5 protein-coding genes and 1 pseudogene are annotated in these 6,896 nt (G+C 65.1%); 3 read left to right on the forward strand and 3 right to left on the reverse strand.

Annotated features, from left to right (window positions below):
* Positions 1 to 248: 248 nt before the first annotated feature.
* Both IOC69_RS12270 and cobT read right to left on the reverse strand, forming a co-directional pair.
* Positions 249 to 1,358 carry an Mrp/NBP35 family ATP-binding protein gene (locus IOC69_RS12270; protein ID WP_290543849.1) on the reverse strand — a complete coding sequence of 370 codons (1,110 nt, stop codon included), beginning with the start codon at positions 1,356 to 1,358 and terminating at the stop codon, positions 249 to 251.
* Between the two features lie 95 nt (positions 1,359 to 1,453).
* Positions 1,454 to 2,479 (reverse strand): nicotinate-nucleotide--dimethylbenzimidazole phosphoribosyltransferase, encoded by a 1,026-nt coding sequence (cobT, locus tag IOC69_RS12275; RefSeq protein ID WP_290543850.1) that lies wholly within the window; start codon positions 2,477 to 2,479, stop codon positions 1,454 to 1,456.
* Positions 2,480 to 2,541: 62 nt separating this feature from the next.
* Between cobT and cobS the strand changes: the two genes are divergently transcribed.
* Both cobS and IOC69_RS12285 read left to right on the forward strand, forming a co-directional pair.
* Positions 2,542 to 3,360 carry an adenosylcobinamide-GDP ribazoletransferase gene (cobS, locus tag IOC69_RS12280; RefSeq protein ID WP_290543851.1) on the forward strand — a complete coding sequence of 273 codons (819 nt, stop codon included), beginning with the start codon at positions 2,542 to 2,544 and terminating at the stop codon, positions 3,358 to 3,360.
* Between the two features lie 51 nt (positions 3,361 to 3,411).
* Positions 3,412 to 3,648: a DUF1289 domain-containing protein gene (locus IOC69_RS12285; protein ID WP_290543852.1), complete on the forward strand. Its 237-nt coding sequence runs from the start codon at positions 3,412 to 3,414 to the stop codon at positions 3,646 to 3,648.
* Here IOC69_RS12285 and dusA read toward each other — a convergent pair.
* Positions 3,593 to 4,621 (reverse strand): tRNA dihydrouridine(20/20a) synthase DusA, encoded by a 1,029-nt coding sequence (gene dusA, locus IOC69_RS12290; RefSeq protein WP_290543853.1) that lies wholly within the window; start codon positions 4,619 to 4,621, stop codon positions 3,593 to 3,595. The two genes, IOC69_RS12285 and dusA, sit on opposite strands and share 56 nt — an antisense overlap.
* 786 nt (positions 4,622 to 5,407) lie before the next feature.
* Between dusA and IOC69_RS12295 the strand changes: the two are divergent.
* Positions 5,408 to 6,896 (forward strand): annotated as a pseudogene (locus tag IOC69_RS12295) (hypothetical protein); the annotation flags it as partial.

Below are 6,896 nucleotides of genomic sequence, written 5' to 3' on the forward strand. Positions count from 1 at the left end.
CCCTTCGGGCACCTTCTCCCATCCTTCGGACGGGAGAAGGGAACCCATATGCGATAGCCCTGCCCACCGGGGGAGAGGGCAGGGTGAGGGGGTCTGCCCACGCGGACAGCGCCGGAAATCCCCGCTCAAGCGACTCCCGCGCGGAAACACCCCCTCACCTAACCTCTCCCCCACCGGGGAAGAGGAATAGACTCTCTGGCGTCCGGCGCATGTTCCGGGAAGGCGGATGCACCCGGTGGGAACATGCGCTACTGGTCATCCACCACGATGCGCGGCGCCGGGCGGCCCAGCTTTCCGCCCTCAAGCCTGGCCCAGACCTGACGCGCCACATCGCGGTAAAGCGCCGTGTGCAGCGCATCCGGCAGGGTCGCCACGATCGGCTCGCCGGAGTCGGAGCGCCGCCGCACCTCCGTGTCGAGCGGGATCTCGCCAAGGAAGGGCACGCCGATCCGCTCCGCCTCCTCCTTCGCGCCGCCATGGCCGAAAATCTCGTGGCGTTCGCCGCACTTGCCGCAGGTGAAATAGCTCATGTTCTCGACGATGCCGATCACCGGCACATTCACCTTGGCGAACATGTTCAGCCCCTTGCGGGCATCGATCAGCGCCAGGTCCTGCGGGGTCGATACGATCACCGCGCCTGACAGCGGCGTCTGCTGGGCCAGCGTCAGTTGCACGTCGCCGGTGCCGGGCGGCATGTCAATCACCATCACGTCCGCCCCGCTCCACTCCGTCTCGCGCAGCAATTGCGTCAGCGCCGACATCACCATGGGCCCGCGCCAGATCATTGGCGTGTCCTCCGGCACGAGAAAGCCGATGGACATGACCTCCACCCCATAGCGCGTCATCGGCTTCATCTTCTTGCCCGCGGCGTCCGACGGCTCGGGCTTGCCATTGAGGCCGAAGAGCTTGGGGATCGAGGGGCCATAGACATCGGCATCGAGCACGGCCACCTTGAGGCCGAGCGACGTCAGCGCCAGCGCCAGATTCACGGCGGTCGTGGACTTGCCCACGCCGCCCTTGCCGGAGGCCACCGCAATCAGGTGCCTGATGCCGGCAATGCCGCTGCCGCGCTGGCCCTGCGGCTGGGGCTGGCCGCCCTGCTGGGGGCTGCGCTCGGCGGTCAGCGCCACCACCGCCTTATCGACGCCCTTGATGCCCAGCACCGCCTTCTCCACCGCGGCGCGCAGGGCTTCCATGGTCTTCACGTGCTGGGGGCTGGCGGTGAGCGCGAACATCACCGTGCCGCCCTGAATGGCGATGCCGGACACGAGCCCGGCGGAGACCACGTTGCCCCGCCCATCGGGAGCCGCGATGCGCTTCAGAACCGAGAGAACGTCGTCCTGCGTGACAGTGGCCATGTGCTTCCGAATCCCGTCCGTTCCAAATTTTTTCTCCCGGCTCATGTAGCGTATGTTTCAGTCAGGGGGAATCGCCCAACCGGCAAGAGCTTGTGTTAGCTCTCCTTGTTGCTGACGCCCGCCGTGGCAAAAGTCGCCATGCCATTGTGCAGGTTGGCGGCCGCCTTCACGATGCCGGCCGCCATGGCGGCGCCCGAGCCCTCGCCCAACCGCATGCCGAGGTCGAGGATGGGCTTCAGGCCCAGCTTGTCGAGCAGCCGGCGGTGCGCCGGCTCCGCCGAAAGGTGCCCCGCCACGCAATGCTCAAGCGCATCGGGGCGCATGGCGAACAGCACCGCCGCCGCGGCGGTCGCCACATAACCGTCGAGGATCACCGGGATGCGCTGCAGCCGGGCTGCCAGCACGGCGCCGGCCATGGCGGCGAGCTCACGCCCGCCCAGCCGGCGCAGCACCTCAAGCGGGTCCTTCAGGTGCGCCTGGTGCAGCGCCACCGCGCGGCGGACTGCCTCCGCCTTGCGCTCCACACCTTGAGGGTCGATACCCGTGCCGGGCCCGGTCCAGTCCTGCGGCCCGGCGCCGAACAGGCCATGGCAGACCGCCGCCGCGATCGTCGTGTTGCCGATTCCCATTTCGCCGATGCAAAGAATGTCACACCCTTCGGTTGCTTCCATGCCATAGGCCATGGTGGCGGCGCACTCCGCTTCCCCGAGGGCGGCGTCCTGCGTAATGTCAAGGGTCGGCTTCCCGAGGGCGAGTTCGAAGACCTTGAGTCCGAGGTCGAAGCTCTTGCAGATCTGGTTCACGGCGGCGCCGCCGGTCTGGAAATTGGCAACCATCTGGGTTGTCACTTCCTGCGGGTAGGCAGCAACATTTTGTGCAACTACACCATGGTTTCCGGCAAAAACAGCAACCACAATCCGCCCGCTTTCCGGCGGATGCCGGCCCTGCCAGGCGCACAGCCATTCGGTGAGGTTTTCGAGCCGGCCCAGGGCGCCGGGGGGCTTGGTCAGCTGGCCCTCGCGCGCACGGCAGGCGGCGACGGCGTCAAGATCGGGGCCGGGAAGCTCCGCCACCAGCTTGCGGATGTCATCGAACGGCAACCCCGAGGCGGCATTTGTCATTTATAGAAAAGTCTCCTATTTATAAGAGCATATCACACAGGGATTGAGGGCGGCCATAGACCATGAGCGACGCGTTCGAGCCTCGCAGCGCACACCGGGGGCGGTTCCGGCCGTTCGCCTCCGTCCTCGCCGCGCTGCGCTTTCTGACGCGCATGCCGGTGCCCTTCGTGAGAACGGTTGATCCGCCACCGCTCAAGGATGCGATGTGGGCATTTCCCCTGGTGGGAGCGGTCGTGGGATCGATTACGGGCGTCGCCCTGGTGCTTGCCCATCTCGCCCGGCTGCCCGAACTGTTTTGCGCGCTCCTTGCGCTGGCCATCGCGGCAATGATCACCGGCGCCTTCCATGAGGATGGCCTCGCCGACGTGGCGGATGGTTTCGGCGGCGGCAACACCCGCGAGCAACGCCTTGAAATCATGAAGGATAGCCGCATCGGAACGTTCGGCGCACTGACTCTGATGATCGCCGTCATGGGGCGTGCCGCGCTGCTTGCGGCACTGCTCGTGCTGAGCCCGGCCGCCGTCATCCTGCTCCTCGCCGGGGCCGCCGCCTTCTCGCGCGCCCTCATGGTGGACCTGCTCTGGGCCACCCGGCCTGCCCGCCAGGGGGGGCTTTCGTCCATGGTGGGGCAGCCTTCGCGCAATCTCACGCTGCTGGCGCTGGCAATCGGCGGCCTGACGGCGGGGCTGGCCGGAAGCTATGTGTTCTCGCTGGAGGCCGGGGTGCTGGCGCTGGTGGCGGCCGGCGTGGCGCAGGAAATGCTGCGTTCGCTGGCCATCCGCAAGATCGGCGGCCATACCGGAGACGTTTGCGGGGCGGGCCAGGTACTGTCGGAAACGGCCATGCTGGCGGTTTACGCCGCCGCCGTGGCATTCCGATAAACCGCCGTTTTTGAACAAGCTTTCGCAACGGACTGCATTATTTTCGGGGTGATGAACGCGCCATACCAGACTGCCATTGAGACGCCTTGCGTCAAGATCTGTGTCGTCGATCCGGAGACCGGCTTTTGCATCGGCTGCGGGCGGACGCGACTGGAAATCGGCGGCTGGCTGGGCATGTCAGCGGCTGAGCGGCGCGCCGTTATGGCGGAACTTCCCGAGCGGGTTCAGGGACTTACGCTGCGCAGGACGCGTCGCGGCGGGCGGGCGGGCCGGCGGCAGGCCGGTTGATCCGGTCGGCCACTTCTTTCGCAGCCTTTTTAAGCACTTCGATCCCCGCGCCCGGCTTCGGCGCCTGTTCCGACAGCACGCGCCGCCACAGGCGGCCGCCGGGCCTGCCATGGAACAGGCCCAGCATGTGGCGGGTGATGTTCTGCAGCCACACGCCTTTCTCTAACTCTTTGGAAATATAGGGTTTCATCCGTTCGACCACGTCCAGCGGATCACCCATTCCGCGCGCCCCGCCATAGATGCGGCTGTCGACCTCGGACAGCAGCCATGGCGTGTTGTAGGCGGCACGCCCCAGCATGACGCCGTCGATATGTTTCAGATGCTCCAGAGCATCATCAATGGTGTTGATTCCGCCGTTGATAATGATGGTGTTGCCGTTGTGTTTTTGCTTGATGCCGTAGACACGACGGTAGTTGAGCGGCGGCACCTCGCGGTTCTCCTTCGGCGACAGTCCCTTCAACCAGGCCTTGCGCGCGTGGACGATGAAGGTTGTGACGCCGGACTGCATCACCGTCCCGATGAAGTTGGTGAAATCGTCTTCCTCGTCCTGGTCATCGATTCCGATGCGGCACTTGATGGTGACGGGAACCCTCACCGCCTGCCGCATGGCGCCCAGGCAGTCGCGCACCAGCGCCGGTTCGGCCATCAGGCAGGCGCCGAAGCGGCCGGACTGTACGCGGTCGGAGGGGCAGCCGACGTTGAGATTGATTTCACAATAGCCATAGTCCTCGCCCCACTTCGCCGCCTCGGCGAGAAGTGTCGGGTCGCTACCCCCGATCTGCAGGGCGACAGGCTGTTCCAGCGGGTCGAAACCAAGCAGGCGCTGCCTGTCGCCATGGCGGATCGCCAGCGCCGTGACCATTTCGGTGTAAAGCAGCGCGTGCTTCGTCATCTGACGGTGGAAGACGCGGCAGTGACGGTCCGTCCAGTCCATCATCGGGGCGACGGAAAAGAGTCTTGCGGTGTCGTTCAAGGCGCTCCCACTCCGGCCGCGGAGTTGACCGCGCTCGCAGCGGTCTTCTAGGGCATTGGGCGGCCAGATGAAATCGGAATGATTTCCTTCCCCCTTCTGGGGAGAGCTGTCGCATATGGCCTGAAACTGCCCCCTCTGTTATTCCTCTCCCCCACCGGTCAGAGCCATCGCATATGGTATGAAGAATCCCCGCTTTTCTTCCTCTCCCCCGGTCTGTACACCGGGGACAGGAAAGAGGAAAAAACGCACAAGGCTCCGTTTGCGATAGCCTTGACCTCTTGGGGAGGGCGGGACAAATTATTCCTGACCCATGTGAACCGCCCGGCACACGCATGTTCCGGCCGGGTGGAATTGCCTGAACAGAACATGCGGCAGACGCCAGAGAGTCTATTCCTCTTCCCCGGTGGGGGAGAGGAAAGATGGGGGCGGGGCGTTTTGGCGAGGGGAAACCTCATGGAGTCAATTGACCGCCCGATGCGCCCGAGCATGATCCGCCGGATCACGCTCAATCTTTTATCTTATAAATATTAACAGGAAAAGATGTTTTGATCAGGCGGCGGAATATGGCCGCATCGCGCGCGGGGCAGGATTTGATCTGCACCGGGTGCAGCCGGGGCGGGCTGCCGTGGGCCGGCAACCGGGCCATGCGCTCTCAGGGGCTTGCGGGCTTTATGGGTTTGGCAGGAACCGGGCGCAGGGTGCGGCGGTATGATTGATGACCGCCCTCCTTGCAAGCTGCGCGGCGTCTGTGCATCCTGAATGGGTAAACGGTGGCCAGGGTGACGCATGGATGAAGCCTGCCTGGAAAAGCTTGGCACGATGCTGATCGGCGTTTCCGTGGCGGGGGTGGCGGCGGCGGGGGCCGGTGTTCCCCCCGGCCTGCTGGAAAGCGGGACGGCGGGGGCGGGCCTGTTCCTGCGCCTGAAAGGCCAGCGGCGCAGTGATGCCGATGCGGTGCTGCACAAGCTCAAGCAGGTGATGAGGAAGCAATGGCAGGCCTGGGGGGAAACCGCCACTTACGCCGATGACAATCTGCGCGCCTTTGTGGTGGCGAATTTCGAGCACGTGATCCCGCTCTGTGCCATCCCCGCCGCCGGGGTGGTGGGGGCCAGGCTGAACGCGGACAGGGTGGCGCAGCTGGTGCTCGCCCAGGCGGAAATCGCCCTGAAGGAGGTCTATGCCGACAAGAACCCGCGCAATGTGGAAGCTCACCATGCCCGGCTGTTCCTGCTGAACGTCACCCGCCGCGCCTATGCGGCCCTGCTGGCCGAACCCGGCTATATCGACAAGATCGCCCCCGACCTGTGGCGCGGGGTGCTGGAGGGGATCGGTCGGATCGAGGAAGGGATCGCACGCCAAAGCACCGAACTGGCCGAAATCCGCGAAATGCTGGTCCGGCAAACCAATGCGGACCGGCCCGGCTTTGCCGAAGAACATGCTGAATTGATCCTTGCGCTGGCCGAAAGATACCTGCCCGAACCGACAAGCGACTTCATGGCGGCCTACAAGGGTATCAAGGCGGCGCTTGTGGAATATGACAGGATGCGGGCCGAGCCTGCATTGCCCGCAAACACCGGCGATCAGATCAACGCGTTGCTGGAGCGGCTGGATGCGCTGAACAATGTGGGCAGTTTTGATGATGGCGCAAAGCTGCTGGCAATGGCGCGTGAAGAAGCGCGAGAGCGGATAGATCGTGAAACATCCGAACTCCTGCGCCTGCTGGACAGGACGGTGCTGCAAAGCCGGTTGCGGAACAAACCGGATGAGGCTGCGGCCACCCTTGTTGAAAAACTCCGTCTCGACACCCCGCCTGACCTTTTCGATGCGCTGCGCGACTTGCAGGACGACTGGTACGTCCGGGGCCGCGACGGCGGGCTGAATTTTGAGGCAGCGGTGGCCATCCACCTTGCCCGAACCACCCTGTCCCTCGCCACCGACCCCGACCAACGCGGCACGGCCCTGAACAACCTCGGCGCTGCCCTTGCGGCCCTCGGACGACGTGAGGCCGGGACAGAGCGGCTGGAACAGGCGGTTGAGGCCTTTTGCGCCGCGCTGACGGAATACCGCCAGGACCGGGTGCCGCTGCAATGGGCCACGGCACAGATGAACCTCGGCGTTGCTCTTGCGGACCTCGGGGAACGCGAGGCCGGGACAGAGCGGCTGGAACAGGCCGCGGCGGCCTATCGCGCCGCGCTGACGGAATACCGCCAGGACCGGGTGCCGCTGGACTGGGCTTTGACACAGATGAACCTCGGCACTGCCCTTACGACCCTCG

Source organism: Aestuariivirga sp. (genome assembly GCF_020252405.1).
In the GTDB taxonomy this organism is placed as follows: domain Bacteria; phylum Pseudomonadota; class Alphaproteobacteria; order Rhizobiales; family Aestuariivirgaceae; genus Aestuariivirga.